Source organism: Streptomyces sp. NPDC004031 (assembly GCF_053604375.1).
This window is the reverse complement of sequence record NZ_JBSGHL010000073.1, coordinates 14,786-39,834: the sequence shown is the minus strand read 5'-3', so window position 1 is coordinate 39,834 and position 25,049 is coordinate 14,786. Positions and strand designations below refer to the sequence as shown.

The window sequence follows — 25,049 nt, the reverse complement described above, 5'->3', positions numbered from 1 at the left end:
CGTCGGCAAGCCCGTTGGAGGGCTCGACGGTCAGCAGGTGCCGGAGCGGGCCGGGGCGCCAGCCGGTCTCCTCCAGCCCCCGGACCGGGCGGCCGCCCGCGTTCGGCCGAACGTCAGTTGCGCCAGGTGTCGTTGAGCGTGACGCTGCCCGACGCCGGCACGGTCGCCGTGCGGTTGGCGCCGGACTCCCACGTCACATTTCCGCTGCCGTCCTTGCGGAGGTACTTGTACTGGAAGGACGTGCCCGCGGGCAGGTTCACGTCGAGCTTCCAGACGGGGTAGGCGGCGGAGGACAGGGGCAGCGCGGCGGAGGTGTTCCAGCCGCCGAGCGCGGAGTTGTCGCCGACGACGTAGATGTTCTGCCCCCACGCGGTGGTGGCGTTGACGGCGAAGGACGCCCCGGCCGCCGGGTTCGTGCCCCCGGTGGTGGTGGATCCGCCGCTGACGCTGCCCGTGCTCCCGGTGGCGGAGCACGATCCCGCGTAGAGCGCGACCGCGTCGCCGGCCCCGACCGTCGCCGTGAACTTCCCGTCGGAGCCGACGGTGTACGGGGCGCCGCTGTGCTGGACGTCGCAGTAGGTGCCCGCGGGCAGCGACGTGCTGAAGGTCTGGGTCAGCGAACCGGCCTCGTGGTTGATCGCGACGAAGCCCTTGCTGCCGCGGCCGAAGGCGATCGCGTTGTTGCCGTTGTCCCACCAGTTGGTGACGGCGGTGCCGGAGACCGCGTTGCGGAAGCCGACCATGTTCGCGATCTGCGGCCAGGCGTGCTGGCACTTCCAGCCGTCGGTGTAGCAGGAGTTGACCTGGCCGTTGTCGGGCGGGCCCGCGTCGTTGTCGGAGAACTCGTAGCCGGAGTAGACGTTCGGGGAGCCGTACGGCCAGGCCAGCATGAAGACGTTGGCGAGCGTGTAGGTCGCGTTGCTCTTGTAGTTGAGGGTCGAGCCGTTGCGCTCGGTGTCCCAGTTGTCGACGAAGGTGCGGGCCTTGTCGCTGGAGAGGTAGCCCGCGCCCCACGACGGACCCCACTGGCTGAGGTAGGACAGCTTCTCGCTGCCGAAGATCCGCTTGAGGTCGAACGCGCCCTGGAACTCGTCGACATCACCGGTGCCGGTGTACTCGCTCGGCTGGACCGCCTCGCCGGAGCCGTAGATCACCTCCTGCGCCCAGTAGATGCCCGGGTTGCTCAGCTTGGACTTGATCGCGGCCAGGTCGCTCGCGGCGATGTGCTTGGCGGCGTCCACCCGGAAGCCGTCCACCCCGAGGGAGATGAGGTGGTTCAGGTAGGCGGCGATGGTGGAGCGGACGTAGTCGCTGCCGGTGTCGAGGTCGGCGAGGCCGACGAGTTCGCAGTTCTGGACGTTGGAGCGGTCGGCGTAGTTGGAGATGTCCGTCCGGCAGGTGTGGAAGTCCTGGTCCTGGTAGTAGCCGGGGTAGTTGTACTTGCTGTACGCCGTGCCGCCGGTGCCCGTGCCCGAGCCCGACGACATGTGGTTGATCACCGCGTCGGCGACGACCTTGACGCCCGCGCTGTGGCAGGTGCTGACCATGTTCTGGAACTCGGCCTCACTGCCGAGGCGGTTCTGCAGCTTGTAGCTGACCGGCTGGTACGAGGTCCACCACTGCCCGCCCTGGATGTTCTCGGTGGCGGGCGACACCTCGACGTAGCCGTAACCGGCCGGGCCGAGCTGATCGGTGCAGGCCTTGGCGACCGAGTTCCAGTTCCACTGGAAGAGCGTGGCGGTGACGTCCTTGCTGCCTGGCGGTGTCGCGCTCGCCTGCTGCTGCGAGGCGGCGGCGACCAGTCCCGCGGCGGCGACCACCGCGGCGACGGCACCGTTGAGGACCCTGGATCTCATGGGCGGCTCCTTCAGTCGAGGGGCGTCGGTGGGCGCACCGCCGCCCTGTGAAGGCGGCCACGCGCCAGGCCGCCGGACGAGAGCGGAACCCGGTCCCGCAGGTTCCGGCAGGAGCTTCCTGCCGCGGCGGTGGACACGTCAATGAGTCGGACGGGAAAACTTTCTGTGAGTTGCTGAAAGAACTTGCAGATGCCGCCGGGCAGGGCCTCTGCCAGACTGCCGCGCATGGACGTCCGCCTCGAACCCTGGTCGGAGCGCGCCCTCGCCCTCCTGCGCCGGATCAACACCCCGCAGATGCGCCACCACGTCGGCGGCCCGGAGCCCGAGGACGCACTCCTCGCCCGGCACCGCCGCTACCTGGACATGCCCGCGGCGGGCATCGGCCGCATGTACGCGGTACTGCTCACGGACGGCCCGGACGAAGGCGAAATGGTCGGCAGCATCGCCTACTTCCGGCGCGAGTGGCAGGGCGAGGAGATCTACGAGACCGGCTGGAACGTCCTGCCGCCCCACCAGGGCCGCGGCATCGCCGCCGCGGCCGGCGCCGCCCTCGTCACCCTCCTGCGCGACGCCGCCCGCGCACCCGGCGCCCCGCGCCGCCTGCACGCCTTCCCCTCCGTCGACAACGCCCCCTCGAACGCCCTGTGCGCCCGCCTCGGCTTCCACCTCCTCGGCCCCTGCGACTTCGAGTACCCGCGGGGCAGCGGCACGACGATGCGCAGCAACGACTGGTGCCTGGACCTCACTTCGCGATGAACGGTTCCCGGGACAGTGTCCGCGTGGGCCGCACGACGCGGCTGCGCCGAATGTCGCAGCGGCGGCGCTCGTCGCCGTCGTCGAGGGCCGCGATCCGGCGGCCGGGCAGCCGGGCCGAAGTCCGCGGTACGGCTCCCGGGGGAGGCCGCGGGCTGGGACGATGGGACGCCGACTCGGCTGCCCGTCAGACGAGTTGACCGGGTGCGGGAGAGGGGACGGGGCAGGCGCATGGGCGAGGTCAGGGTCGAGACGGTGGCGCTGGACGCCGGCGGGGGCCGGCAGATCGTGTCGCGGACGCGGACGTCCGCGGTGCTCGGGGACCGGGCCGCGGAGGTGGAGGAGGCCATCGTGCAGGCCTCGTCGATCGCGCAGCAGTCGCTGGCGCAGGTGCCCGAGCGGGACGGCTGGCAGGTGGCGTCCATGGAGGTCACCTTCGGGCTCACGCTCGCCGCCGAGGCCGGGGTCATCCTCTCCAAGGCCTCCGCGGAGGCGTCCTTCGAGGTGAAGCTCACCGTGGAGCGGACTCCGAGCCGAACGCCGGAGCCCCCGCCGGACACCTCGCCGGACGCCTCGCCGGACCGGTCGTGACCGCCGGGACGGACTACTGGGTCGAACTGTCCCACGGGCAGCGGCGGCTCGGCGCGGGCTTCCTGCTCACCCGGCGGTTCGTCGTGACCGCGCTGCACTGCCTGCGCGGGACGGGCGACGGCGAGGGTGAGGTGGACGTCCTCCTGGCGGACGGCACGCGCGTGCCGGGGCGGGTCTCCCGCCAGGACAAGGAGGCCGACCTCGCGCTGATCGAGATCTCCGCGGGGTACGGCCTCGCGCAGCCCGTACCCGCCGCCGGGGTCGCGCGGGGCGGCGAACGCTGGCGCGGCCCCTACCGGCCCGCCCCGAACGACGTGGAGCTGACCGGCCGGGTCGCCGGTGGGGCCGTCCCGTACGACTGTGAGGGCGGCGGCCGTATCGAGGCCCTGCAACTGACCGCCGACCAGCACCTCGGCGACTACTCCGGCTACTCGGGCGGGCCCGTCGAGAGCGTGGAGGAGGGGCGGGCCCCGGCGGTCGTCGGCATCCTGCTGGAGCAGGCACCGGACCGCGCCGACCCGAGCCGCAGCGCCAACGTGCTCTTCGCCGCGACGATCCGCGAGGTGATGCGGCGCTTCGACCACTTCGACGTCGGGCACCTCGTGGACGTTCTGCGGCCGCGGCAGGAGCCGCCGCCGGAGCCGGTGGACGTCCCGCCCTTCCGTCCGACCCCGGCCCACCGCGTGGACACCCTGCTCGGGCTCTTCCAGCAGATGGCCGAGCAGGCCGTCCTGGACCCGGCCGACGTCTCCGAGCTGCGGTATCTCGCCCTGAAGCGGGTCTTCGAGGGGCGGGGCGGGGGCGTCGCATGACCGACGCATGGCGGAAGACGCTCAGCAGCGCGCGGAGGGCCGTGCGGGACGGCCGGGGGCACGAGGTGCGGGCGGCCGTCGAAAGGCTGTGCTCGGAAGGGGAGTTGCCCCTGCACTGGTCGGTGGGGCCGCAGCTCGTGGAGCTGGTCGCACTGCTCGACGGACTCGGGATGTCCGACGTGTCCTGCGCCCTGCTGGACCACGTCGTCGCGTGCCTCCGCGAGCGGCCCGGCCTGCTGGTCACCCTCGCTCCCGCGCTGGACCGGCTCGCCGTCGCGTTCGCCGCGCACGGCCGGTACGAGGCCGCGACCTGGGTGACCGCCGCATCGGTGGAGGCCACCGCGGACCGGGCCGCCGCGCTCGCCAACCTCGCCCACCTGACGCTGCGCCGGGGCGACACCGTGGGAGCCGCCGAACTCGCCGTCGAGGCCCGCCGGTTCGCGGCCCACGCCGGGGGAGCGGAGGCGCTGGACGTCGCGGTCCTGGAGACCGCGGTCTCCGCCGAGGCCGCCCGCCGGGAAGGCCTGCACGCGGAGGCGGACCGGCTGGTCGACGAACTGGCCGGGTACGTACGCCGCTTGGCGGCACGGGCCGGTGACGACCACCCCGCGTCGCTGTCGGCTCTGGCCGCGCTGGCCTCCGCCGAGTTCGCCTCGGCCGAGGCGGCGGGCGAACGGGCGCGCATGGAGCGGGCCGTGGGCGTCCTCGCCGTCGCGGCCCAGCGGATGGCGGCGACGCTGGGCGGCCACCACCCCCGCTCGCTGGCGGTACAGCGGGGTCTCGCGGCGGCGGAGTACGAGCTGGCGCTCACGTCCGGTGACGCCCGGCGGCTCGCCGGAGCAGAAGCGCTCATGGCGGAGGCGGGGCGGCGCGCGGAGGAGCAGCGGCCGGAAGAACGGCAGGAACGGCAGGAACGGCGAGAACGAGCGGAGCAGCCGTCGCCGGGAGCGCCGTCCGGCCCGTCCGGAGCAGTGCTCAGGGACACGGCCGAGTCGCTGGTCGACGTGATCGATTTCCTGCTGGCCGAGGAGCAGGCCGCCTGCGTCCGACGCGGCGAGGACAGCCGCGCCGTGCGACGGCGGTTCAACGACATCCGCCGCCAACTGCTCCTCGCCCGCTCCCTCCTGGACGACCGGCCCGCCGCGGCTTACGCGCTCGCCCTCGACGCCGGGCACGAACTCGGCGAACTGGCCCCGACGCGCCAGGGTGACGGCGGCCGGGCCTCCGCCGGTGAGGACGCCACCCCCGAGGATGCCTCCCTCAACTCCCCCCGGCCGCCAGCCCCGTGACCGTCTCCGCGAGGCGTTCCGCGTAACCGGCGGTCAGGGACGCGGGGTCGAAGAGCAGCCGGTACCACATGGGGCCGTAGACCAGGTCGACGAGGAAGTCGGCCTCGGCGGCGCCCAGTTCGCGGGGCTCGTGGGCGCGGGCGAGCAGGGTGCGGACGAGGTCGCGGCGGGGGAGGATGAGGCGCTCCCACACTGTGCGGGCGAAGGCCTCGTCGCCGATCGACTCGGCGACCAGCGCGCGGTTGAGGACGCCGCTGATGCCCTGCTGGGCGGCGAACGTCGCGGTGAGCAGGGCGGCGAGGTCGCCGCGCGGGGAGCCCGTGTCGGGGGCGGGTAGGTTGCCCGCCGCGTAGGCGGCGAGGGCGTCGAGGATCACCTCGCCCTTGCTGCGGTAGCGCCGGTAGACGGTCTGCTTCGAGACGCCCGCGCGGGCGGCGATGCCCTCGATGCTGGCCGCCCGGTAGCCCTTCTCCTCGACCAGCGCCATGGTCGCGCGCAGGATCGCGTCGTCGACGCCGGGGTCTCTGGGTCGTCCGCTCATGGGTCCTCCTCACCAGGTCGTTCTCCGGGTTCCACCGTACCCCACTTGACATACGGACCGGACCGTATTTGAATCTCATTACGAACCGCACCGCACCGTATTGAAAGTGAGGGTCCGATGATCTCTCGTCGCCCCGGACCGGCCCTGTGGGCCCTGGCCCTCGGTTACTTCTCCTTCGGCACGTCGTCGCTGGCCGTCGTCGGCCTCGGCGACCCGATCGGCGCCGACCTGCACGTCAGCCAGTCCCGGGTGGGCCTGCTCGTGACCGTGTTCGCGCTGACCTTCGCGCTCACCGCGCCGCTCGCCCCCGTGCTGCTGGGACGCCTCGGCCGCAAGACCGTGCTGCTGTCCGGGCTCGCGGTGATGGCGGCCGGCGGAGTCGCCGCCGCGCTGGCCCCGAACTACGGGGCGCTGTCCGCCGCCCGGGTGCTCACCGCGCTCGGCGGGGCGGCCTTCGGACCGTCCGCGTCGGTCGCCGGTTCGCTGCTGGTGCCCGCGGAGCGGCGGGCCCGCGCGCTGGCCACGGTCTTCGCGGGCATGACGGCCGCGGCGGTGCTCGGCGTACCGCTCAGCACCAGCCTGGGACAGAGCGTCGGATGGCGCTGGACCACCGTCGGCATCGCCGGGCTGACACTGCTCGCCCTCGGCCTCGTCGCCGCCTTCGTGCCCGCCCTGGAACGCGGCACCCCGGCGACCCTCGCCGCCTTCCCGCCGGTGCTGCGGACGGCCGGTGTCGTACCCGCCGTGACCACCACCTTCGCCTTCATGGCCGCGCAGTTCACCGTCTACGGCGTCATGGGCGCCTACCTCGCCGACCGCTTCGGCTCGGGCACCGGGCAGGTCGCCGCGCTGCTGCTGGTCTTCGGCGTCGCCGGTGTCGTGGGCAACGCGCTCGCCGGACGGGTCTTCGAACGGCTGGGCGGACCCGCCACCATCACCGTCTCGCTGACCGGGTTCGGCGTCGCCTTCGCGGCCCTGCAACTGGCCCCCGCCGACCTCGCGGTGGCCGTCGCCGCCATCGTCGTCTGGGCCGTCTTCAGCCAGCTCTTCCAGGCCCCGCAGCAGGCCCGCCTGGTGGCCCTGGTGCCCGACCAGCGCGCCCTCGGGCTCGCCCTCAACGCCTCGTCCCTCTACCTCGGGATGAGCATGGGCAGCCTGCTCGGCAGCGGCCTGCTCCCTGCCCTCGGCGCCTCGTGGCTGCCGGCCGCCGGGCTCGTCCCGCTGGCCCTCGCGGCCGCCGCGCACCGCGCCTCGGGACGGCACCACGCCGTACGGGACGCAGCCCCCGCGGCCCCCGCCCCCGCCGCCGCGAGCGAGGCACCGGCCGCCCCCGCCGCCGCGCACGCCCGCTGACCGACCCGACCCCTGACCACCGCACATCGACCCGCACGATCCGAGGAGCCCGACATGACCGCCACCACTGCCGCGACCGAGCAGACCGCCGCCGACCAGACCACCACCGACCAGAACACCGCCCTCGTCCGGGACTTCATGGAGACCGTCTGGAACGCGGGGCGTACGGCGGAGGCCGCCCGCTTCGTCGCCGCCGACCTCGCGCAGCACAACCCCGCGCTGCCCGACGGCCTGGCCGCCCTCACCGGCCTGATCGACGCCCTGCACGCCCAGCTGCCGGAGCTGCGCTTCGCCATACGGCGCACCGTCGCGGAAGGCGAACTGGTCGTCGTGCACAGCCTGTTCACCCCGGCGCCGGGCGCCGACGCGCAGGCCGTCGTCGACATCTTCCGGGTCGAGGACGGACGGATCGCCGAGCACTGGGACGTCCACCAGGAGCTGCCCGCCACCACGGCGAGCGGGCGCCCCGCCGTCTGACGGTCCGGGCCCCGGGTCCGGACACCGCGGCCACCACCGGCGAATCGCCTGTGGTGGCCGCGGTGTTGCCCCATGATTGGTCCAGACCTTGACAGGTCCAGACCAATGCGGGAAGGTGCGCCTCGACCCCACCGAACCCCCCTAAGGAGTGGTCACGTGTCGAGACAGCGCCTCATCGCGTTCCTGGCCGCGCTCGCGGCGATCGTCGGGCTGGTGATCCTCGTGCCGATGGCCTCCACCGCGTCGGCGGCCACCTGCGCGAGCGCCTGGAGCTCGTCCTCGGTCTACACCGGCGGCATGACCGCCTCGTACAACAGCCACAACTGGCAGGCCAAGTGGTGGACGCAGGGCGAGACGCCCGGCGCCGCCGACGTCTGGGCCGACCAGGGCTCGTGCACGGGCGGCAGCGGCGGCACGGGCGGTACGACCGGCGGCACCGGCACCGGGTGCAGCTACCCGGCGTGGGCCGCGGGCCGCGCGTACGTCACCGGTGACGTCGTGCAGTACACCAACGGCCTCTACTACATCGCCACCCACGACAACCCGGGCTACGACCCGACGATCAGCACCTGGTACTGGAGCCCGTACACCTGCTCCGGCTCCGGCGGCACGACCGGCGGCAGCACCGGCGGCACGACCCCGCCGTCCAGCGGATTCGTGGTCAGCGAGGCGCAGTTCAACCAGATGTTCCCGAGCCGGAACTCCTTCTACACCTACAGCGGCCTGACCGCGGCGCTCAGCGCGTACCCCGGTTTCGCCAACACCGGCAGCGACACGGTGAAGAAGCAGGAGGCCGCGGCCTTCCTCGCCAACGTCAGCCACGAGACGGGTGGCCTCGTCTACATCGTCGAGCAGAACACCGCCAACTACTCGCACTACTGCGACACCAGCCAGCCCTACGGCTGCCCCGCCGGGCAGTCGGCGTACTACGGCCGCGGTCCCATCCAGCTCAGCTGGAACTTCAACTACAAGGCCGCGGGCGACGCGTTGGGCATCGACCTGCTCGACAACCCGAACCTCGTGCAGACCGACTCGGCCGTCGCCTGGAAGACCGGCCTGTGGTACTGGAACACGCAGTCCGGGCCCGGCACGATGACCCCGCACAACGCCATGGTCAACGGCGCCGGCTTCGGTGAGACCATCCGCAGCATCAACGGCAGCATCGAGTGCAACGGCGGCAACCCGGCGCAGGTGCAGAGCCGCGTCAACGCCTACCTCTCCTTCACGTCCCTGCTGGGCGTGCCCGCGGGCAACAACCTCTCCTGCTGAGGCCCTGCTCCCCGCACCCCCGCACCCCCGGGCGCCCCGTCCCCGCCGCCGCCGCGGCAGGGGCGGGGCGCCCGTGTGTCCGGCTCTCCGCCGAAGGGGTGACCTGCCGGGCATGTCCGGAACCGGCTGCCCGGCCTTAGTATGTGTAGGCGCCAACGTGTTCTCGGGCACGTCCTCCCCACTGGCCGTCGACCGCTCCGTCCGCTCCGCCGCCCGAAGGATCACCCGTGGCCGTTCGCGTTCCCTCGCTGCCCGCGCGCTCGCGCGCCCTCCTCGCCGCCGCCGGTACCGCGGGCGCGCTGCTGCTGGCCGTCGGCTGCGGGGCCTCGGGTACGGGCGGGGGCAGCGCGCAGGCGTCGGCGGACCGGGACGCGCCGCAGGCCCTCGCCTCGACGTCCGTGCCCGCGTCGCCCTCCGCCTCCGCCTCCGCTTCGACGACCCCGAGCCCGTCCCGTACGGCGACGGCGACCGCGACGGCGACCGCCTCGTCCACGCCGACGTCCACGCCCACGTCCGGCAGGAGCACGGGCCCCAAGGCCCCCTCCGCCACCGCGTCCGCCGGGAAGCCCGCCAAGGGGTCCGGCACGCAGTCCGCGGGCACCTCCGGGACGAAGAGCGGCGGCTCCTCCGGCGGCGCGGCGGCACCGCACTTCCCCGTCCCCGTCCAGGTCGGCAACGCCACCCAGCTCATCACCGTCGAGGCGAGCGGCTCGTACGCCACCGTGACGGCGTGGGAGAAGGGGGCGTCGGGCTGGAAGGCGCGGTTCAGCACCACCGCGGGCCGGGTCGGCTCGGCCGGAGTCGTCAACGGGGCCACCCGCAAGCAGAATTCGTCCACGACCCCCTCGGGGACGTACACCCTCACCGAGGGCTTCGGTGTCGCGGCGAGCGGTACCGCGATGCCCTACCACCGGGTCGGCGCCGACGACTGGTGGGTCGAGGACCCGCAGTCGGCGTACTACAACTCCCTGCACAGCGCCCAGGGCGCGGACTTCCCCCTCACGGAGGCGGGCGTGCGCGGCAGCGAGCACCTGATCGACCACCCCACGCAGTACGCCGAGGCCCTCGTCGTCAACTACAACCGGTGGCCCGCGGTCCCCGGCCGCGGCGCGGGCATCTTCCTGCACGTCAACGGGGCGGGTGCGACGGCCGGTTGTGTGTCCGTGCCGCGCGCGACGATGGACCGGATCATGAGCTGGATCACGCCCTCGGCCCACCCGCGTATCGCCATCGCGTGACCGCGGACGTGCCCCCGGCGCAGGGGAGGATCACGGGCCAGGGAAGGATCACGGGGCCGGGGTCGCGGAGGCCGCCCACAGCTTCTCCAGCAGGCGCATCAGGACGTCGTAGGTCTCGCCTCGCCGGTATTTGATCACCGGCGAGCTGCTGCCGTGGCGGTCGGGCGAGTAGGGCGTCAGATAGAGGACGCGCTCGGTGGCGACGACCCGGCCGAAGTGCGGGATGTTGTAGCCGCGGACCTCCAGATGGCCGGTGACGAGGAGGGGCGCGAGGTAGTCGTAGGTGGCGGCGATCTGGCGGCGGAGCAGGTCCGTGCCGAACGCCGTGTCGAAGACGTGGAGTTCGGCCTCCCGGTCGGCGATCCAGTCGGCCTCGTGGGCGGCCACGCTCAGCTTCGGCAGCATGATGCGGCAGTGGCAGCGGCGGGCGCGGCTGCGCGTGAGCATCTCCTCGAACGTGTCGCGCTGCAACTCGGCCCCGCGGCTGGTGAAGACGAACACCTGCCGCGCGCGGGCGAGTTCACGCCGGATGTCGAGCCCCGCATCCCGGCCGTTGGCGAACACCTCCTCGGCGTCGAGGTGCAGCAGATGCGCGGCCAGCCCCCGGACGAAGCGGCGCGCCGTCTTCGAGAAGATCCACGCCAGCAGGACGAACAGCACACTGGACACCAGCGATACGCCGGTGTCCGTCAGGAATCCCATCCCGTCCCCCCTAAGCCCGCGCTCCTTCGCCCGTGCCCGCCCCGGTAAAAGCGTGCGGGCGCGCGCCGCCGCCCGTGGTGTGGTGGGCGACGTCGTCACGCAACCGATACGGAGGACGCCACCCGGCGACGGGGGTGCGTCCCGCGGCGGAATCCGGTGTCGGCGCCCGCCGTTCGCGGCTACGCTCCCCGGCGGAGCACGAACCCCGGCGAGGAGCGAGGACATGGTCGGCAGTAAGAGCGCGCGCTGACGTCGTAGGCCGTCATCGGCCCGTCATCGCGTGCTGCCCCTGACAGTCGGTGCGGCACAGCGAGCCTTCTCCTTTGCCCGTACCGCCGGTGCGCCGTCCGCGCGCCCGGCGGCGGGTCCGTTCGCCGCACCCCGAGGGACCGCCGTGCCGTACGCCGCCACCTCCGCCGTACCCCATCCCGACTCCGAACTTCCGCCCCCGCCCGCCCTGTTGCGGGACGCTGACTTCCGCCGGCTGTGGGCGGGCCAGACGGCCTCGCAGCTCGGCGAGCACGCGACGCTGGTGGTCCTGCCGCTCCTCGCCGTCCTGACGCTCGGCGCCGGGCCCGGTGAACTGGGCGTTCTCCGGGCGGTCGGGCAGGCCCCGGCGCTGCTGCTCTCGCTGCTCGCCGGGGCGTGGGTGGACCGGTGGCGGACGCGCACGACGATGGTGCTCGCGGACGCGGGCCGCGCCCTGCTGCTGGGGGCCGCCGCCCTGGCCGGACTGCTCGGCGGGCTCGGCCTGCCCGCGCTGTTCGCGCTCGCCTTCACCATCGGGGCGCTGTCCGTCTTCTTCGACGTCGCCTACCAGACCTCGCTCGTCCGGCTGGTGCGGCGCGATCTGCTGGTACGCGGCAACAGCGCGCTGGAGGGCAGCCGTTCGGCCGCGCAGACCGGCGGACCCGCGCTCGGCGGCGCGCTGGTGTCCGCCCTGTCCGCGCCCTTCGCCACCGCCTGCGGCGGGCTGCTCTTCGCGCTCTCCTTCCTGTCCATCCGCCGGATCCGGCGGGACGAGGCGATCCCGCAGCGGGCAGCGGACCGGCTCCGGGCGGCGGCCTGGCGGCAGATCGGCGAAGGCCTGCGCTTCGTCGCACACGAACCCCTGCTGCGGGCCGTCTGCGCGGCCTCAGCGGTCTTCCAGCTCTCCTTCGCGGCCATGACGACCGTCTATCTGCTCTTCCTGCCACGGGAGTTGCACCTGTCCGGCGCCGTCGTCGGCCTCGCGCTCGCCGCGACCGGACCGGGCGCGCTGCTCGGTTCGCTGCTGGCCGCCCGCCTGCCGCGCCGCCTCGGCTACGGCCCGGTGATCGTCGTCGCGGCAGCCCTCGGCGACGGCGCGTTCCTGTGCGTGCCCGCGCTGCACGGCCCGCCCCGGGCGACCGTGCCCGCCCTCCTCGCGGTCGGCCTGCTCTTCGGCAGCGGCGGCCAGCTCGTCAACGTCGCCCTCATGGCGGTGCGGCAGGCCGTCACCCCCGACGCGATGCAGGGCCGGGCGGCCGCGACGCTGACCTTCACCGGCATGGGGACGGCCCCGCTCGGCTCCCTGCTCGGCGGTTTCCTCGCGGCCGCGCTCGGCCTGCGCACCGGCCTGCTGGTCACGGCCGCGGCGATGCTGCTGTCCCCCGTGCTGCTCGCGCTCTCCCCGCTCGGCCGCCTGGGACGCCAACTCCCGCTCAGGGACGAGCAGTCGGGGTCCGGGGGCGCGGACGCAAAGCCGTAGCCCGCGCGGGCGGCGCCTGCCTACCCTTGCGGGCATGTGCTTCTACGCCGTCGCCCACTACAAACTGCACTACGTCTGCCTCGCGTGCCGGGTGAGCTTCAAGCGGCACGGCGGCGCGAACTGCCCTTCCTGCGGGCGGGAGATGCTGTGCGCCGGGCACGACTTCGCCGCGCCGCGCCGCCGGGACGTGCGGGGCTGGTCGGTGGTGTCGGTGGTGCTGCACGCGGGGCTGCGGTACGAGGGGCTGTCCGGCTGCGGGTGCGCCAAGGAGCCGGAGTACCGGCCGCGGACGCGGGCCGAGGTACGGGTGCGCCGGACGGTCGCCGCGCGCGAGGGTACGCCCCTCGCGGAGGTGCTGGCCCGTCCCGAGCCGGGTGAGCCGATGCCGCCACGGGAGTCGCGCCGGGCGCGGTGACGTCCGCAGGTGACGGCGGCCGGTGACGTGACCGGCCGCCGGGATACCGTCGGCGCACGGGCCGGGGGGCGCGGGACCAGGACCAGGACCATGGGAGGGCGGGGGCGGATGCGCGGGTGGCGGCGGGGCTGCCGGTGGGTGCTGGGGCTGGCCGGGGCCGCCGCGGTCACCGGCGGGGTGCTGCTGATCCTCGGGCCGCTGTCCTGGCTGGTCGCGGGCGGCAGCGTGCGCGCCCTGCACGGCAAGGACCGGGCGGACGCGGTCAACGCCGTCCGGCAGACCGTGCTCGCGGCCTTCGCGGGCGCCACCGTCTTCGCGAGCCTCGCCTACACCGCGCGCAGCTACGTCCTGACCCGGCGCGGGCAGGTGACCGAGCGCTTCCGGGCCTCCGTCGAGCAGCTCGCCTCCCCGCACACCGAGGTGCGGCTCGGCGGCATCTACAGCCTGGAGCACGTGCTCACCGAGTCGGAGCAGGACCATGACGCGGTGGTCGGCGTGCTCGCCGCGTACGTACGCAACCGGACCGGCGCGGCGCTCGGCCCGTCCGCCGGGCCGTCCGCCGGGCTGCCCGCCGTACGCAACGCGGGGCGGCCGGTGCCGGAGTGGGGGACGCAGCCCCCGCAGGACGTGCAGGCCGCGGTCGAGGTGCTGGCGCGCCGGCCGCCGCGCGCGGAGGCCCGCCGGGTGGATCTGCGGGGGGCCGCGCTGGTGGGGCTGAGTCTGCGCGCGTTCGAGTTCGCGGCGCCGCCGCGGCTCTCGCCGATGTTCCTGACGTGGGCGGATCTGCGGCGGGCCGACCTGCGCGGGGCGGACTTCCAGCGCTCGATCCTGAACTCCGCCGATCTGCGCGCGGCCGTCCTGGCCGGGGCCCGGCTCGGCGGCGTCCCCCTGGTCGGTGCCGATCTGCGCGAGGCGAACCTGGCGGACGCCGACCTGCGGGACGCCGATCTCGGCCGGGCCGACCTGCGCGACGCGACCGGGCTCACCGCCGGGCAGCTCGCGGGCGCCCACCTCGACGCGGGGACCCGGCTGCCGGCCGAGCTGGCCGCCGACCCGTGGGTGGCCGCCCGGCTCGCGGACTGCGCGGCCTGGACGCCGGTCCGCACGTCGAACGGCCCGCCGCCCACGCCCCGCCCGCTCTGACCGGCGCCCCGGGGCCCGTTATTCCGCCGGTCCCGGCGGGGCGTCCGGCACCGACGCGCGCAGCTTCGCCAGCAGCTCCAGCAGCAGTGTGCGCTGCTCGCCGCTCAGGCTCGCGGTGGCCGTCGCGAGCGCGGCGCGGTCGATCTCCTCGGCCCGCGCGTGCGTCGTACGCCCGACGTCGGTGAGCTTGAGCAGGAAGGCCCGGCGGTCGGTGGGGTGCCGCCGGCGCTCGACCAGGCCCTCCCGTTCCAGGGCGTCGACGAGCGAGGTCACGGTGCGGGCGGCGACGCCGAGCGCGTCGCCGAGGTCGCGCATGCGCAGCGGCTCGTCCGTGGTGGACAGGGCCCTGAGCAGGCGCAGCCGGGACACGGACAGGCCGTGGCAGTGCAGTTGCGCGTCGACGTACGTGCGCAGCCGCACCGTCGTCCTGAAGAGGTCGTCGACCAGTACGTCGCTGCTCCGGATGTCCACCACTGGGTCCCGTACCGCTCCTTCCGCGCCCCGTGAGGATGGCGCGTTCCCGTGCTGTGCCCGTGTTGTGTGCCGACTCATAGTGAGTAGACTCAGCATATCGGGCGCGCGGCTCGATCCGTCCGTGCGCCCGTTCATGCCCGCACGCGCACGTACACGTACGTACACCCGTAAGCGATTACGGTTCACCTCGCCGTTCCGCTGCCCCGCCGTTTTCCCGCGGCGCACCACGTCTGCACCCACACCCGCCACGCACGCCCCGGGCCCCCGGGGGAGGAGGACCATGCCCGGCCGACGCCTCAACCAGCGCCTGGTCGTCCCCACCATGTTCGTCGCCACGTTCTTCCTCGTGGTGATGGACGGGGCGATCACGACCGTCGCGCTGCCCTCGATCGCCCACCAGTTCGGTGTGACGGCGGCCGGGGCGGACAGCGTCGCCGTGGTCTACCCGGTGTGCGTGGGCATCACCATCCCCGTCTCCGGCTGGCTCGGCGACCGCTTCGGCGGCAAGCCCGTCCTGCTGTCGGCGATGGGCCTGTTCACGCTCGCCAGCGCGCTGTGCGGGATGGCCGACAGCCTCGGCCAGCTCGTCGTCTTCCGCGGGCTCCAGGGCCTGTCGGGCGGCCTGCTCACCCCGGTCGCGGCGGCGATGCTGTTCCGCACGTTCAGCCCCGCCGAGCGGGTCCGGGCCTCCCGCGTCATGATCATCCCGCAGCAGATGGCCCCGGCGGTCGCGCCCATGCTCGGCGGCGTCCTCGTCGACAGCATCTCCTGGCGCTGGGTCTTCTACGTCAACCTGCCCTTCGGCATCGCCGCCCTCCTCTTCGGCCTGCTCTTCCTCGACAACCCCCGGCACGGCGACCCCGGCCGCCTCGACATCCCCGGCCTGCTGCTGTCCGCGGGCGCGCTGTCGCTGCTCATGTACGGGGTCTGCGAGGGCGCCCGGCAGGGCTGGGGCAGCCCGCTCATCGCCGGAAGCCTCGTGCTCGGCGCCGCCTTCCTCGTGGCGACCGTCGTCGTCGAACTCCGCAAGCCCGCGCCCGCGCTGCGGCTGCGGCTCTTCAAGGACGCGCTCTTCCGCGACACCAAGATCCTCGGCCTCATCGGCGTCGTCCCCTTCATGGGCGCGATGTACGCGGCGCCGCTCTTCCTCCAGGAGGCGCGCGGCGCGAGCGCCCTCCAGTCCGGCAGCGCGACCTTCACCGAGGCCTTCGGTGTGCTGCTCACCGTCCAGCTCGCCGCCCGCGTCTTCGACCGCTTCGGGCCGCGGCTGATCATCGCCAGCGGCCTCGCGGTCGTCGCCGCCGTGCTGGCCGTGATGACGACGACGGTCGGCGCGGACACCGGGACGTGGTCCTTCCGGATCTACATGTTCCTGCTGGGGCTGGGCATGGGCGCGGTCTTCATGCCGCTCACCGTCGCCTCGTTCGCGACGATCGGCAAGGAGGACATGGGCCAGGCCTCGACCCTCAGCAGCGTCATCAGCCAGCTCTCCATGGCCCTGGCCCCCGCGCTCGTCGCGACCCTGCTGATCGCCAACACCTCCTCCGCCGAGCGCATCGCCCCGCCCTCCGCCTACCACACGGTCTACCTCGTGCTCACGGTCATGGCCGTCGTCTCCGTCCTCTTCACGCTCACGATCAAGGACGCCCGCGCGCGGCACGCCCCGCCCCCCGCCGCGGGCGGCTCCCGGGGCCCGCGCACCCCGTTCCGCCGCCGGGCGGAGGCGGGCAGCACGGAACTGGGCTGAGCGGGCCTGTTACGTTCCCGGGCGGCTCCTCGTCGCAGAAGTGGAAGCAGCAACCACGCCTCACGAGGACGAGAGGGAGGGCCCCATGGGACCCCGGATCAACGCGCTCGGCACGGAAACGGGCCAGAAGCTCGTCAAGCACATGGTGGCGAGCGACCGGGCACTGCGCGGCGCGGACCTGCCCGCCGGACTGCGGGAACTGGTCAACATCCGCGCCAGCCAGATCAACGGCTGCGGCGGCTGCCTCGACATGCACGTCAAGGAGGCCGCGGCGGCGGGCGAGACGACGCTGCGGCTCAGCCTCGTCGCCGCCTGGCGCGAGACCACCGTCTTCACCGAGGCCGAGCGCGCCGCCCTCGACCTCACCGAGTACGGCACCCGCCTCGCCGACTCCGCGGGCGTCCCGGACGACGTGTGGGCGGCCGTTGCCAAGCACTTCGACGAGGACCAACTGACCGCGCTGGTCGGCCAGATCGCCCTGATCAACGCCTTCAACCGGCTGAACGTGATCATCCGCCAGCCGGGCGGCGACTACGTGGTGGGACAGCTCCCGCACTGAGCGGACGCCCCTGCGGGGGGCTCGTATACGTGGCCGGGCGGGCCGTCGCCGGATGTGCGACGGCCCGCCCGACGCGTGGTGTCACGCCTGGCAGACCGCGAAACGCGTCGCGCCCTCGCCGCTCTGCGCCGCCGGATCGGTCGTGACGGTCACACCGACGTACGGGTGCCTGGAGTCGGGCTTGAAGCTGTAGTTGCCGGTGAAGGTGTAACTGCCCGCACCCGCGGGGAACTTCGCCGACTGCGTCGGGGTCATCGGGGACGCGCCCCGCGCCCGGCCCGAATCGCTGCGCCACCACGTGAGCTTGAGCGTGCCCGACGCGCTGCCGTCGTAGGTGACGACGATCTTCGCCGAGGCGTGGCTGGCACCGCCCCCCTGGCCCAGGGTGCACGCCAGGTCCTCGACCCGCACGCTCGCCACCTTCGGGCCACCCGACTTCGGCGGGGCGGCGGGCGCGTGCGTGGCCGGCGCCTTGGTCGGCGCCTTCGTCGCGTGCGGCGACGGGCTCGTGGTCGTCGGCCTCGCGGTGGGGCTCGACGTGGCACTGGCGCTCGGCGACGCCGTGGTCGGCGCCGCGGAGGGGGCCGCACCGCCCTTCGACGGTACGGCCGCAGTCGTCGTGGGGGCCGCCGAATCGACCGCGGGGTCGTCGCTGCCGCTGCTGCTCACCACGGCGGTGAGAGCGATCGCGGCCGCGACGACGACCGCCGCAGCCGCGATGAGCAGCACCCGCGCCCGCCGCCCGAACCGCGGCTCCTTCACCGCGCCGGGCTCCCCGTCAACGCCCTCGGAGCCGCCACCCGCCTCGACGCTGCCGAAGCCCTGCCGCTGCAGGTAGCCGGGCACGGCGACCGGGGCGGTTGGCGCGCTTTCGGCGGCGGGGGATGGGGGTGCGGGTGCGGGTGTGGTTGGGGCTTCGGCGGGGGCTGCGGCTTCGGCTTCGGCTGCGGCGGGCTGGGCCTGGTCGGGAGCTGCGGTGGGCTGCTCGGGGGTTGCCTCCGCCGCGGCGGCGTCGGCGGGCTGCGGGGGCGTACCGGCTGCGGGCCCGGCCTCGGCGTTCGCCGTGCCCGCGGCGGCTGCGGTCGCGGCTGCCGCCGCCGGGGCCGCCTTCTTCGCCGCCGCCTTGCGCGCGGGCGCGGGCTTCTGCGCGGCGGTCTTGCCCGCGGCGGCGGACTTGCGCGAGGGGGCCTTCTTCGCCGCCCCCGCCGTCTTTGCCGACTTCCCCGGCGCGTCCTTCTGCGGCTCGCCCTCAGCGGCGGGCACGGCGCCTTGCGCGGACGCGTCCTCGGCGGAGGCGGCTTGCGCCTGGGCACCCTTCCGTGCCGGAGCCTTCTTCGCGGCGGTCGGCTGCGAGGCCTTGGCGGCGGCCGACTTCTTCCGCGGCCCGATCGCGATCTGCATGGTCGGGGCGTCCAGCCCGGCCCCGTCACCCTGCACGACGGGCGCGGCCTCGGGCTGCGGCTCGGCGCCCTGCGTACCGGCGTTCGCAGTCGCCGTCTTGCGGGCGGCGGCGGTCTTGCGGGTGGTCGTGGTCTTGGCGGCGGGCGCGGCTTGGGGCTGGGCGCTCTGCGCTTCGGCGGCTGCGGCGGGCGCGGCCTCGGGCTGCGGTTGGGCGGCCTGCGTACCGGCGTTCGCGGTCGCCGTCTTGCGGGCGGCGGCGGTTTTGCGGGTGGTCGTGGTCTTGGCGGTGGGCGCGGCTTGGGGCTGGGTGCTCTGCGCTTCGGCGGCTGCGGCGGGCGCGGCCTCGGGCTGCGGTTGGGCGGCCTGCGTACCGGTGTTCGCCGTTGCCGACTTGCGGGTGGCGGCGGTTTTGCGGGTGGTGGTGGTCTTGGCGGGTGGCGCGGGCGCAGGTTCGGGCTGCGGTTCGGCGCTTCCCGTACCGGCGGCCTCCGGGGCGGCGGGTGCCGCGGCCTTGCGCGCGGCAGCGGTCTTGCGGGTGGGGGCCGCCGGGGGCGGCGGCGTGGCAGGCGTCGCGTCCGCGGGGGCCTGCTTCGGGGCCTCCGGGGGGAGGGGCTGGGCGGCGGGCGGCTGCGGGGACTTGGCGGCCGCGGCCTTGCGCGTACCGGTGGCCGTCCTGCGCGCGGCGGGCACCTTCTTCGCGGGAGCCGGAGCCGGAGCCGGGGTCGCGTCCGTGCCCGCCGCAGGCGACTGCGCGGGGGCCTTCTCGGCGGCGGCTCCCGCCGCGTCCGCGGGCGGTGCCTGCTCGCCGGGTATGCCGGTGCCGTCGTGCTGGTCTGCCACGTGATCCGCCCCTCGCGCCGCGCCCTTGTGGAGAGGGGACACCCGTCGTACCCCTCGATGCCCTGTGCCGTACTCGTCGGCGTCCGGCCGGCAGCCGGGCCGGGCTGCCGTGGCCCACGGGCTCGCGGGCAGCGTACGGGACGAGGCCGGGGTACGCAGCGGAGCCGCCGTGAGGGTCATGAGCGTACCTGCCCGCGGTGGCGCGGCGCGGACCCGCCTCCCGCCGCTCCGCCGGGGGGAGCCGGGGGAGCGGGGGAGACGGGCCCGCGCGCGGGGGCGCCCGTCACGTACCGGGCGCGGCCCTCAGTGCTTGTCGGCCGGCACGAGGATGCACAGCAGCGAGCACGCGACCGCCGACGACGGGTCGGTGGTCGTGTAGGGCGTGCCGTGCGGCGAGTTGGCGGGGACGAAGCTCGCCCACGCCGTGTTCTTGACCGGCAGGGCGAGCAGGAAGGAGTCGCAGTAGACCTGCTTGCTGTCGCCCGCGGCGAGCGTGAAGCTGCCCGCTGCTTGCGAACACTGCGGCGTCGTGGGGTCGTTGACGCTCACGTCGGAGGCCGCGACGGGCCCGGCGTTGCTGACGGTGATGCGCCAGTGCGCGGTGCCGAGCAGCTGGAGCAGCCCGACGGGGCTGGACTTGACCCATGGGCCAGGTCCGCCCGGCTTGCAGTCGTGCGACGAGACCGAGCCGCAGATCTCCTTGACGACGGTGACGTGCGGCCGGCACGCCGCCCCCGGCATGACCGGCACGGTCACGGTGTTGGAGGTCAGCGCCCCGCTCGCGTCCGTACCGCCCGCCGTGTCCTGGACCTGCGCGGTGGCGCAGTCCGTGCCGACGACCGTCCGGAGGCAGATCTGCGGAGCGTCGCCCTGGAAGGCGACGGTGAGCGACGGATGTGCGCCGCCCGCGAAGTCGCTCGTGTCGGTGAGGCTGAACTGCACCGTGACGGTGAGGGTGGGGTGTTGGGCGGCGGAGATCCCGGAGAGGTCGATCGTGCCGTCGGCGCCCAGCGCGGGTGTGGCGACGACGGTGCCGTCCGGGTCGGTCACGGCGACCGTGGTGGCCGCCGGGTCGGTGTGGGCGAGGTCGAGCCCGGTCAGCCGGGCTTGGGTGTACGCGGCGGTGTGGCTCGAACCGTCGCAGTAGAAGTCGGCGGGGGTGAGGGTCACGGACGCGCCCGTGTGCAGGCACGGCGAGCCCGCGGTGGCCGGGTCCATCGAGAAGAGGATGCCCGCGTCGCCGAGCCCGTACAGGCAGCGGGTGGTGGCGTCGTAGGCGTAGCCGTAGTCGCGGGTGACGCCGCCGTTGACGGCCGGGTGGCCGGCCGCTGCCGGGAATCCGGCACAGGGCGCGGCGTGCGTCCAGCTGTAGCAGGTGGTGTTGCCGGGGAGCGGGCCGCCCCACTCGGCGAAGTAACTGCGGGTGTCACCGCCCGCGGTGACGACCTCCGGGCTGAAGACGAGCACGCCCGGGGACAGTTGTCCGAGCCCGGTCGCGGGCGCGGCGAGCGCGCCGCCGTCGAGCGTGAAGCAGCCGGTCGCCGGTGCGCTGCCCGATGTCACCGCGGAGCACACGCCGTTGGGCGCGCCCGCGGTGTCGTAGGAGACGAAGGCGTTGTAGGTGTACGCGTTCGGGTCGGCCGTCACCGGGTGCGGTGTGGTCCAGCCCGCGCACACCGTGCCGGTCGCCGGGTCGTAACAGCCCAGCGAGGTGGGCGTGCCGCCGTTCTGCGGCGAGGAGGAGGCGTAGACCCGCCCGTCGGCGACGGTCATGCCGCCCTGGTAGAGGGAGTACGTGGCCCCGGGCGCGTTGTGGTTGGGCGGCACGATCGCGGCGAAGGGCTGCCCGGTGCACGGGCTCTGGGAGGCCATGTCGAGGCACAGCACCTCGCCGGTGCTGGACACCCCGTACGCCTTGCCGTCGCCGGGCGTGACGAGTCCGGCCAGCCCGTTGGCGGCGCTGGGCGAGCCGGTGGACGACTCCAGCGCGACGTAACCGCAGTTGGCGCGGGCGCCGAGGTCCAGACAGCCCGCACCGACCGAGTGCGCCGCGACCGCCGGGTAGTAGACGACTCCCGGGCGGTGCGGGTCCTGGACGTACTGCGGGGTGAGGGTGGTGAAGACGTCGCCGGTGCTGCCGCTGCCGAGCGGGCCCGCCGTGGTGTTGAGCGGGCGCGGCCAGGGCCCGCCCGAGCAGGGCTGGCCGGAGGAGAGGTCGTTGCAGACCACCAGCGGGTTGGCGGGACCGCTGTGGTGGAAGATGTTCCAGGCCTCGACGTCGCCGGAGGGCGCGCGGTAGAGGATCGGCGTGAAGCCGTCGCCGCCGGTGGCGCGGGCGGCCGCCTGCACGGGCGGCAGCAGGTCGCCGCTCACGGCGGTGCCGCCGCCGGTGTCCGCGGGGCTGGTGCCGCGCACCGCGGTGGTCGCGGCGCCCTGGTCGGTGCCGGTGAAGGTGCTGCCGTCGGTGGACCAGCCGGAGGCCCAGCCGGGCGGGACGTGCAGCGAGCCGGGCACATACGTCTGGCCCGCGCTGATCGGGTCGGTGATGGTGGCGGGTGTCCCGGGGGTGGGGGTGCCCTTGTAGGTGACGGTCCAGTCGAGCGTGTCGCCGTGCGCGGCCGGGATGCGGCCGGGGCTGGTGGCGTTCTGCACGGTCTTGACCAGCGGGCCGTCGGGCGGTGGCGGGGTGCCTCCGCCGCCTCCGCCGCCGTGGGCCGTGGCCGGTGTGGTGGAGCCGGCCGCCGCCGCGAGCAGCGCCGCCGAAAGGGCGACTCCTGCGCGAGCGGCGAACCGGCGGGGTCTGCGGCTCACCGTCTGCGCCGGAGGCGCAGAAAAGGAACGTAAAAGCCGGAGCATCGATGTCCCCATTTCATCTCGGTGCGCGCGGGCGCCCTCGCCGGCCCACGCGCGAACACGGTAGAGCAGGGGAAGGTGCGCAGGTCACCCGAACGAGGGAAAGAAGAGGGGGCTTGAAAGCAATTCGCCGGTTGCTTTCGGAAACGGATGGCGGACGGTGTCCGCGGTGATGATTTCCGACCGCGGATGAATGAGCACGCGGAAAAGGAGCGGGGCGCACGCCGAGCGCGAAAGCCCGCCCTTATGCGCTTCGTTTGTATGTTTGGCCGCGAGCCTTTACGGTGCGGGGTACACGGTGGTGGAGTGTCGGCTTCGGGCCGGGCACCCACCGGTCGCCGACGCCGGAACGGACGGTCGGCGGGGCGGCCGACCCGGTCAGGACCGCAGGTCCGGTGGCCGGCCGGACATCACGGCGCGAAGGGGCGCGGGCGGTCGGACCGGCGCGAACCGCGGGCTCCGGCGCACGGTCGCAGCGGCCGGAGCGTACCGCCGAACGGTGGATCGTGTTCCGCCAGTCGGGTGAATCGGGCGGAGCGGCGTGGGCGCTGGGGCTGGTGGGGCATCACCGTTGTGAGTAAGGCGGGTGACCTGCCACTTCAGCGCGGGGCACCTGCCGTAGCGGGAGGTGAGCCATGATCACGAATGGCTTGTGGCGAACGGTGCAGCGGGCCATCGAGGCCCCTGAGTTGACGGTCCGGTTGATCGCCATCCTGGTCACCATGGGCACGTGCGCCGCCGTTTTCGCCTGGCTCTGGAGAGCCTGACCCCTCCGTCCCGCCCCCGGTCCGTACCGGCGGCCCCACCGCCGCCGACCCGGGCGCGACCCGTCCGTCCACACCCTGTGGACGACGGTCCGCCCGTACGGTCCCGGGCCGCGGGACGCAGGGCTCGGGCCCCCCGGCCGGGCGCTGCCGGCGTGGGACCACGGGCTCCCGGCGAGGCCGGGCGCGGCGCACCGGACACGGCGCGGTGCGGCGCGACGGAGATGGCGCGGCGCACCGGACACGGCGCGGTGCGGCGCGACGGAGATGGCGCGGCGCACCGGACACGGTGCGTGCGGCGCAGCCGTTACGGCCTCGTCCGGGGTGCCGGACGCGGTGCGGCGCGGTGTGGCGAGGGTCACCGGACACGGCGTCCGGCGGGTGCTCGGCCCGTCCCGGCCGGGTGCGGGAGAGCCCGCGGCCGCCCCGGATCCGGAACCACCCACGGCCCCCGCGTCACAGCCGCCCGCCCAGCGTGCGGCGTCAACTTCCGTCCCTGACAAGCGAATTGGAGTCGTCAGGAGCCCCTGGCATAGTCAACCTCCATGAACAGCGACTCCTTCTGGGCCCTCCTGGAGGACTCCCGGCAGCACGGGAGGGGCAGCGACAAACGCGACGCCTGTCTGCGCGACGGCCTCGCGCGGCGCACCGGCGACGAGATCGTGGCCTTCCAGGCCTGGCTCGACGAACTGACCGACCTGGCCCGCACCTGGGACCTGTGGGCCGCCGCCGACCGGATCTTCGGCGGCTGGTGTTCCGACGACACCTTCCGCTCCTTCCAGCACTGGATGATGGGCCTCGGCCGCGCCGTCTTCGAGGCCGCGGCGAACGACCCGGACGTGCTGGCCTACGCCCCCGAGGTGCTGCGGCTGTCCGCCTGCCCGCGCGCGTCCTGGCCCGCCGCCGACCGCCCCGTGTGGCCCGCCCTGGACACGGTCGGCTTCGCCGCGTACGAGCTGGCCACCGGTCCCTCCGAGGACTTCGGCGACGCCTTCTATGCCGCCGTCCGCGGCGCCCGCCGCTCCTGGCCCGCCCCGGGCGGCGGGCGGAGGGCCGGTGCCCCGCCCGTACCGGTGGACGGCGCCGACCCGGCCGGGCGCCGCTGGTCCGCCCTCGACGAGGAGGAGGCGGCCCGGCGGCTGCCGCGGCTGAGCGTCCTCTTCCCCCTCGACGCCCCCGGCCCGTGACGACTGCGACCCGGGGGCGCGTCCGGGAGGGCGGTGGCGTCGCGGCGCCCGCGGCCGTCCGGCTCAGACGCCGTTGACGAGCCGGATGTAGCGCACCCAGTCCCAGTTGGGGCCCGGGTCGGTGTGGTCGGTGCCGGGCACCTGGACGTGGCCGATGATGTGGGCGCGGTCCTTGGGTATGCCGTACTTGTCGCAGATCGCCGCCGTCAGCGCCGCCGAGGAGTGGTACATCGCGGTGGTGAAGTACGACGGCTGGTCGACCCAGCCCTCGTGCTCGATGCCGATGCTGCGGGTGTTGTAGTCCCAGTTCCCGGCGTGCCAGGCGATGTCGTGCTCGCGGACGCACTGGTCGATCGCCCCGTCGGCGGACCGGACGACGTAGTGGGCGGTGGCCGCGTGCGCCGGGTCCTGGAAGAGCGTGATCGTGTCGGCGAAGGTCTCCTGCGTGACGTGGATGACCACCATCTGGATCGGGTAGCTGGTGGGCCGGTTGGACGCCGTGTAGTTGGCGGTGCTGGCCGGCGCCCAGGTGGCTGACGGGTAGTCGACGGCGGCTGCGGCGGCGCGGGCGGCGCGGTTCGCGGCGGGTGTGGCGGCCGGGGCGGAAGCGGCCGGCCAGAGGTCGGCGGCCAGGCCCGCGGTGGCGGCGGCGCCGAGTCCGAGTCCGCCGCGCAGCAGTGAACGGCGGCTGGGTTCACCGGGGTTGGGGCGATGCATCGAGGGCTCCCTGAGGCGTCATGGTATGGACGAGTGCATGACAAAGACGTGGGGCCCGCCCATCGTGCGGCTCACGCCCCTGGCATGCCAAGGGATTCGCGAAATGGCACAGGTCCAGACCACTGGCGCGCCTGTGCCGCGACCGCCGCGCCCGCCCCGCGTGCGCCCGTACCCGCCGCGACGCGCCCTCCGAGCGCTGCCGCATGGGTCACCAAACCCTCACCCCGCGTGATCACGCCTCCCCCTCCCGGTAACAACTGGCGAACACTCACATCACTGCCCGGCCACGCCGCGTGTCCGCTTCCTCCCCTCTCCGTATACCCTGCCCGATTGCTTCCC

General features: G+C 74.3%; 21 protein-coding genes and 1 pseudogene. 14 read left to right on the top strand and 8 right to left on the bottom strand.

All coding sequences use genetic code 11. From position 1 onward, the window contains the following. Nucleotides 1-73 (bottom strand): annotated as a pseudogene (locus ACWERV_RS32430) (NUDIX hydrolase); the annotation flags it as partial. Nucleotides 74-113: 40 nt separating this feature from the next. Continuing rightward, nucleotides 114-1,856 (bottom strand): carbohydrate-binding module family 20 domain-containing protein, encoded by a 1,743-nt coding sequence (locus ACWERV_RS32425; RefSeq protein ID WP_452939978.1) that lies wholly within the window; start codon nt 1,854-1,856, stop codon nt 114-116. A gap of 225 nt (nt 1,857-2,081) precedes the next feature. On the opposite strand from ACWERV_RS32425, the gene ACWERV_RS32420 reads away from it, so the two are divergent. The 4 genes from ACWERV_RS32420 (at nt 2,082) to ACWERV_RS32405 (ending at nt 5,301) form a co-directional block, all read left to right on the top strand. After that, the gene (locus ACWERV_RS32420) at nt 2,082-2,612 is read left to right on the top strand and encodes a GNAT family N-acetyltransferase (protein ID WP_452939975.1); all 531 of its coding nucleotides are present in this window, start codon (nt 2,082-2,084) and stop codon (nt 2,610-2,612) included. A gap of 228 nt (nt 2,613-2,840) precedes the next feature. Continuing rightward, nucleotides 2,841-3,200, top strand: coding sequence for a CU044_2847 family protein (locus tag ACWERV_RS32415; RefSeq protein WP_452939973.1), 360 nt, complete (start codon nt 2,841-2,843; stop codon nt 3,198-3,200). After that, nucleotides 3,197-4,012 (top strand): S1 family peptidase, encoded by an 816-nt coding sequence (locus ACWERV_RS32410; RefSeq protein ID WP_452939971.1) that lies wholly within the window; start codon nt 3,197-3,199, stop codon nt 4,010-4,012. Before ACWERV_RS32415 ends, ACWERV_RS32410 begins: the two co-directional genes overlap by 4 nt. Next, nucleotides 4,009-5,301, top strand: coding sequence for a hypothetical protein (locus ACWERV_RS32405; protein ID WP_452939968.1), 1,293 nt, complete (start codon nt 4,009-4,011; stop codon nt 5,299-5,301). Before ACWERV_RS32410 ends, ACWERV_RS32405 begins: the two co-directional genes overlap by 4 nt. Here the strand turns inward: ACWERV_RS32405 and ACWERV_RS32400 are convergent. After that, entirely contained in the window at nt 5,273-5,842 is a 570-nt protein-coding gene (locus tag ACWERV_RS32400) for a TetR/AcrR family transcriptional regulator (RefSeq protein ID WP_452939965.1), read from the bottom strand. The two genes, ACWERV_RS32405 and ACWERV_RS32400, sit on opposite strands and share 29 nt — an antisense overlap. A gap of 117 nt (nt 5,843-5,959) precedes the next feature. Here ACWERV_RS32400 and ACWERV_RS32395 point away from each other — a divergent pair, with 117 nt between their 5' ends. From ACWERV_RS32395 to ACWERV_RS32380, 4 genes are all read left to right on the top strand, one after another. Next, nucleotides 5,960-7,195, top strand: a complete 1,236-nt coding sequence (locus ACWERV_RS32395) for an MFS transporter (RefSeq protein ID WP_452939962.1) — start codon at nt 5,960-5,962, stop codon at nt 7,193-7,195. 54 nt (nt 7,196-7,249) lie between these two features. Next, nucleotides 7,250-7,672, top strand: coding sequence for a nuclear transport factor 2 family protein (locus ACWERV_RS32390; protein WP_452939959.1), 423 nt, complete (start codon nt 7,250-7,252; stop codon nt 7,670-7,672). A gap of 156 nt (nt 7,673-7,828) precedes the next feature. Then, nucleotides 7,829-8,941 (top strand): glycoside hydrolase family 19 protein, encoded by a 1,113-nt coding sequence (locus ACWERV_RS32385; protein ID WP_452939957.1) that lies wholly within the window; start codon nt 7,829-7,831, stop codon nt 8,939-8,941. A gap of 227 nt (nt 8,942-9,168) precedes the next feature. Next, nucleotides 9,169-10,179, top strand: coding sequence for a L,D-transpeptidase family protein (locus ACWERV_RS32380; RefSeq protein WP_452939955.1), 1,011 nt, complete (start codon nt 9,169-9,171; stop codon nt 10,177-10,179). Nucleotides 10,180-10,227: 48 nt separating this feature from the next. Here ACWERV_RS32380 and ACWERV_RS32375 read toward each other — a convergent pair whose 3' ends face one another. Further along, complete coding sequence (locus ACWERV_RS32375) at nt 10,228-10,881, bottom strand: hypothetical protein (RefSeq protein WP_452939952.1); 654 nt, start codon at nt 10,879-10,881, stop codon at nt 10,228-10,230. 394 nt (nt 10,882-11,275) lie between these two features. Here ACWERV_RS32375 and ACWERV_RS32370 point away from each other — a divergent pair, with 394 nt between their 5' ends. From ACWERV_RS32370 to ACWERV_RS32360, 3 genes are all read left to right on the top strand, one after another. After that, the gene (locus ACWERV_RS32370; RefSeq protein WP_452939949.1) at nt 11,276-12,610 is read left to right on the top strand and encodes an MFS transporter; all 1,335 of its coding nucleotides are present in this window, start codon (nt 11,276-11,278) and stop codon (nt 12,608-12,610) included. A 34-nt stretch (nt 12,611-12,644) separates the two neighbouring features. After that, nucleotides 12,645-13,025, top strand: a complete 381-nt coding sequence (locus ACWERV_RS32365) for a hypothetical protein (protein ID WP_452939947.1) — start codon at nt 12,645-12,647, stop codon at nt 13,023-13,025. Between the two features lie 90 nt (nt 13,026-13,115). Beyond that, entirely contained in the window at nt 13,116-14,168 is a 1,053-nt protein-coding gene (locus ACWERV_RS32360) for a pentapeptide repeat-containing protein (protein ID WP_452939944.1), read from the top strand. 18 nt (nt 14,169-14,186) lie between these two features. On the opposite strand, the gene ACWERV_RS32355 is transcribed toward ACWERV_RS32360, so the two are convergent. After that, nucleotides 14,187-14,642 carry a MarR family winged helix-turn-helix transcriptional regulator gene (locus tag ACWERV_RS32355; protein ID WP_452939942.1) on the bottom strand — a complete coding sequence of 152 codons (456 nt, stop codon included), beginning with the start codon at nt 14,640-14,642 and terminating at the stop codon, nt 14,187-14,189. Between the two features lie 280 nt (nt 14,643-14,922). Between ACWERV_RS32355 and ACWERV_RS32350 the strand changes: the two genes are divergently transcribed. Next, nucleotides 14,923-16,389, top strand: coding sequence for a DHA2 family efflux MFS transporter permease subunit (locus ACWERV_RS32350; RefSeq protein ID WP_452939940.1), 1,467 nt, complete (start codon nt 14,923-14,925; stop codon nt 16,387-16,389). Nucleotides 16,390-16,474: 85 nt separating this feature from the next. Beyond that, complete coding sequence (locus tag ACWERV_RS32345; protein WP_398176192.1) at nt 16,475-16,948, top strand: carboxymuconolactone decarboxylase family protein; 474 nt, start codon at nt 16,475-16,477, stop codon at nt 16,946-16,948. Nucleotides 16,949-17,029: 81 nt separating this feature from the next. Here the strand turns inward: ACWERV_RS32345 and ACWERV_RS32340 are convergent, their stop codons facing one another. Beyond that, nucleotides 17,030-19,189 carry a hypothetical protein gene (locus ACWERV_RS32340; RefSeq protein ID WP_452939937.1) on the bottom strand — a complete coding sequence of 720 codons (2,160 nt, stop codon included), beginning with the start codon at nt 19,187-19,189 and terminating at the stop codon, nt 17,030-17,032. 303 nt (nt 19,190-19,492) lie between these two features. Next, nucleotides 19,493-22,000, bottom strand: coding sequence for a DUF7617 domain-containing protein (locus ACWERV_RS32335; RefSeq protein ID WP_452939934.1), 2,508 nt, complete (start codon nt 21,998-22,000; stop codon nt 19,493-19,495). A 1,351-nt stretch (nt 22,001-23,351) separates the two neighbouring features. On the opposite strand from ACWERV_RS32335, the gene ACWERV_RS32330 reads away from it, so the two are divergent. Further along, a complete protein-coding gene (locus ACWERV_RS32330) occupies nt 23,352-23,993 on the top strand; it encodes a DUF4240 domain-containing protein (RefSeq protein ID WP_452939931.1) in 642 nt (213 codons plus the stop codon). Nucleotides 23,994-24,056: 63 nt separating this feature from the next. On the opposite strand, the gene ACWERV_RS32325 is transcribed toward ACWERV_RS32330, so the two are convergent. Next, complete coding sequence (locus ACWERV_RS32325; RefSeq protein ID WP_452939929.1) at nt 24,057-24,710, bottom strand: N-acetylmuramoyl-L-alanine amidase; 654 nt, start codon at nt 24,708-24,710, stop codon at nt 24,057-24,059. Nucleotides 24,711-25,049: the final 339 nt, after the last annotated feature.

Bases quoted from the DNA above. Each gene is read 5' to 3' on its own strand.
- ACWERV_RS32425 (WP_452939978.1), bottom strand. From the start codon at position 1,856: ATGAGATCCAGGGTCCTCAACGGTGCCGTCGCCGCGGTGGTCGCCGCC.
- ACWERV_RS32420 (WP_452939975.1), top strand. From the start codon at position 2,082: ATGGACGTCCGCCTCGAACCCTGGTCGGAGCGCGCCCTCGCCCTCCTG.
- ACWERV_RS32415 (WP_452939973.1), top strand. From the start codon at position 2,841: ATGGGCGAGGTCAGGGTCGAGACGGTGGCGCTGGACGCCGGCGGGGGC.
- ACWERV_RS32405 (WP_452939968.1), top strand. From the start codon at position 4,009: ATGACCGACGCATGGCGGAAGACGCTCAGCAGCGCGCGGAGGGCCGTG.
- ACWERV_RS32400 (WP_452939965.1), bottom strand. From the start codon at position 5,842: ATGAGCGGACGACCCAGAGACCCCGGCGTCGACGACGCGATCCTGCGC.
- ACWERV_RS32395 (WP_452939962.1), top strand. From the start codon at position 5,960: ATGATCTCTCGTCGCCCCGGACCGGCCCTGTGGGCCCTGGCCCTCGGT.
- ACWERV_RS32390 (WP_452939959.1), top strand. From the start codon at position 7,250: ATGACCGCCACCACTGCCGCGACCGAGCAGACCGCCGCCGACCAGACC.
- ACWERV_RS32375 (WP_452939952.1), bottom strand. From the start codon at position 10,881: ATGGGATTCCTGACGGACACCGGCGTATCGCTGGTGTCCAGTGTGCTG.
- ACWERV_RS32365 (WP_452939947.1), top strand. From the start codon at position 12,645: ATGTGCTTCTACGCCGTCGCCCACTACAAACTGCACTACGTCTGCCTC.
- ACWERV_RS32360 (WP_452939944.1), top strand. From the start codon at position 13,116: ATGGGAGGGCGGGGGCGGATGCGCGGGTGGCGGCGGGGCTGCCGGTGG.
- ACWERV_RS32350 (WP_452939940.1), top strand. From the start codon at position 14,923: ATGCCCGGCCGACGCCTCAACCAGCGCCTGGTCGTCCCCACCATGTTC.
- ACWERV_RS32345 (WP_398176192.1), top strand. From the start codon at position 16,475: ATGGGACCCCGGATCAACGCGCTCGGCACGGAAACGGGCCAGAAGCTC.
- ACWERV_RS32330 (WP_452939931.1), top strand. From the start codon at position 23,352: ATGAACAGCGACTCCTTCTGGGCCCTCCTGGAGGACTCCCGGCAGCAC.
- ACWERV_RS32325 (WP_452939929.1), bottom strand. From the start codon at position 24,710: ATGCATCGCCCCAACCCCGGTGAACCCAGCCGCCGTTCACTGCTGCGC.